Annotated in this window: 2 protein-coding genes; both read left to right on the top strand. The window is 41.0% G+C overall.

The features are described 5' to 3' along the window. Nucleotides 1-649 precede the first annotated feature (649 nt). Nucleotides 650-1,774, top strand: coding sequence for an alpha-hydroxy acid oxidase (locus AACT52_RS10425; protein ID WP_073636628.1), 1,125 nt, complete (start codon nt 650-652; stop codon nt 1,772-1,774). A gap of 139 nt (nt 1,775-1,913) precedes the next feature. Further along, the gene (locus AACT52_RS10420; protein WP_083630837.1) at nt 1,914-2,612 is read left to right on the top strand and encodes a tetratricopeptide repeat protein; all 699 of its coding nucleotides are present in this window, start codon (nt 1,914-1,916) and stop codon (nt 2,610-2,612) included. Nucleotides 2,613-2,798 lie beyond the last annotated feature (186 nt).

The following is a 2,798-nucleotide window of genomic DNA, read 5'->3' as shown; positions in this document are numbered from 1 at the left end:
CTCGTTACCAGGTTCAACCTGGTAACGAGATATTAGAGCCTCTGGCTCTTGTTGCGTGCAAGATCTGAACTTATAAACATTTATTTATCATACTTTTGAAATAAGTCTTTTGATAATTAATAACTGATTGGGTTATTTATAAAGTACTCATAAACTCTATGGTTATAGTAAGAAAAATTGATATTAACAGTAACTTATAGACAAAATAAGAAAATCCAATTTTTCTTTTCACTCGTTTTAATGAATTTTCTGTAAAAATAATAAAATATAAAAAGCATCTTTATGAAGAGGGGAATTATCTATGGGTTTGATGGAAGGTCTATTCCTAACGTTGATAAACGCTGTCGCTTGTATTGCTTTTCCCAAATTATTGTCTGTCATTTTAACTTTCAAAAATCAACGCACTGAAGCAGTACAGACTACGGTGTCCTCAAACAATGCAAAATCTAAGGTGCCAAGTTTTCCCTATTAAATAAGAAATAAGCAACTCCAGATGCACACCAAACCGTTTGTGTGCATTTGTGTCTATCTGTAATTATTTTTGAATCTGATTCAGATCAACCCAGTTTTTGTGAGAAACTGGGTTTTTAATTGCAAAAATGGTCTACAGTCCAACAGAGACTTGTGCATCTTTGAGATTGGCACGGCGATGGAAAAAGTAAAATCGTTTAAACCGCTGAACTTATTTGAATACGAACAGTTAGCTACTAAGTGCCTGTCTCAAATGGCTTTGGACTACTATGCTAGCGGTGCTTGGGATGAAGTGACATTGCGGGATAACCGGGCTGCTTTTGAAAGATTTAAGCTTCGTCCGCGAGTGCTAGTAGATGTGAGCGATCGCAACCTAGCAACCAAAGTCTTAGGTCAACCGCTGGAAATGCCTCTGTTTATTGCTCCGATGGCATTTCAATGTCTTGCCAATCCACAAGGAGAAGTTGCCACGGCAAGAGCAGCAGCATCCGCTGGTGTTGGCATGGTGTTGAGTACTCTTTCTACCAAAAGTATAGAGGAAGTGGCGGCAGTGTGTCACGACACAAATCTTCATACTCCGCAATGGTTCCAGCTTTATATACATAAAGACAGGGGATTAACTCGTGCTTTGGTAGAAAGGGCTTATGCTGCAGGCTATAAAGCACTTTGTATCACTGTAGACGCTCCTGTGTTGGGACGACGCGAACGAGACAAACGGAATGAGTTTGCTTTGCCAGTAGGTATGCAACTGGCTAATCTGACAACTCTCTCGGGGTTGAACATTCCCCACGAACAGGGGGAATCTGGATTGTTTACTTATGTTGCCGAGCAACTTAACCCTGCTGTAACCTGGGATGATTTGGAATGGCTTGAGTCTTTATGTCCGCTTCCCTTGGTACTGAAAGGAATTTTACGGGGAGATGATGCGGCTCGTGCCGTGGAGTGTGGAGCTAAAGCTATTGTTGTGTCTAATCATGGCGGTCGTCAATTAGATGGAGCGATCGCATCTCTTGACGCTTTAGCTGAAGTGGTAGAAGCTGTGGATGGACGCGCTGAAGTGTTGTTGGATGGAGGTATTCGCAGAGGTACTGATATTCTTAAAGCTTTAGCATTGGGAGCAAAAGCTGTACTTTTGGGACGTCCTGTGTTATGGGGATTAGCCGTAGCAGGAGAAGCTGGTGTTGCTCATGCGATCGAAATTCTGCGAGATGAGCTAGATGTGGCTATGGCGCTGAGTGGTTGTGCGAGTGTGGAAAAGATTGACTCTAGTTTGTTATTGCGCGAAAAGCACCGCTGTGCATAATAAATGCGCTGGGTTACTGGGATAAAAATTTTAGGGTAATTTTACTCAATCTCAACAATAGTTTCCGGTAATTTGCTGAGGACGGCTTTAAGAGCAAAGGTTAGATTCGAGCAAGAGCAAAAGTCTTTGTAACCATACTATGAGAGAGATATTCGATCTGTTTTTTAGCAATTCTCCGAATAGGCAAGGAGATCGCAAGCTACAACAAGGAGACTTTGAGGGGGCAATTCAGCAATACAATCAGGCGTTGTCTCTGAATCCAAATGATGTTGTGTCTTACGGGCAGCGAGGTTATGCATTTGCTTTGCTGGGAGACGACAAAAGAGCAATAGAAGATTACAATCAAGCACTTCGCCTAGCTCCATCTGCTGCTGCTGTTTATAGCAACAGAGGCATCTCTCGTGAGGCACTTGGAGATGTAAAAGGAGCTATTGAGGATTACAAGCGGGTGCTGTACATCGATTCTTCAATACCTCAAGCTCATTTCCAACTTGGAGTTGCTTATGTAAAGCTGAAAAATTACGATTATGCAGTTAGAGTTTTAAATCGTGCTATTGCACTCCATTCAAAATATATTCCTGCATACGCTTTTAGAGGTCTTGCGTATGCCGGATTAAATAGATATGAAGAAGCTCTTAAAGATTACGCTCAGGCAATTCGTTTCAAATCTGATTATGCAAAAGCTTATAAGTTTCGAGGTCTAACTCGTATAGAAATGGGAGATAATTCAGGGGCTATAGAAGATTTACAAAAAGCTGCTGGACTCTTTTTTAATCAAGGGCAGACTGCGGAACATCAAGAAATAGTAGTTTTAATCAAAAAAGTTCAGCAAGGTTAGATTAATATTTTTAGCCAAGACCCCATAGACCTCTGCCTAGCCGTGACATTATAGGGTGGGCATCCTGCTTACCCTAATGACTATCATTAGACTTCTTGGAAAAAAAAGTCTAAAAAAATGAATAGACTTCTTGCATTCATTCCAAAAAAAAGAATAATTAACCACAGATGGACACAGATGGACACA

Origin of the sequence: Scytonema sp. HK-05, from assembly GCF_963872035.1 — a bacterium.
Classification (GTDB): domain Bacteria; phylum Cyanobacteriota; class Cyanobacteriia; order Cyanobacteriales; family Nostocaceae; genus Kalymmatonema.
This window is presented reverse-complemented; position numbering and strand designations above follow the sequence as displayed.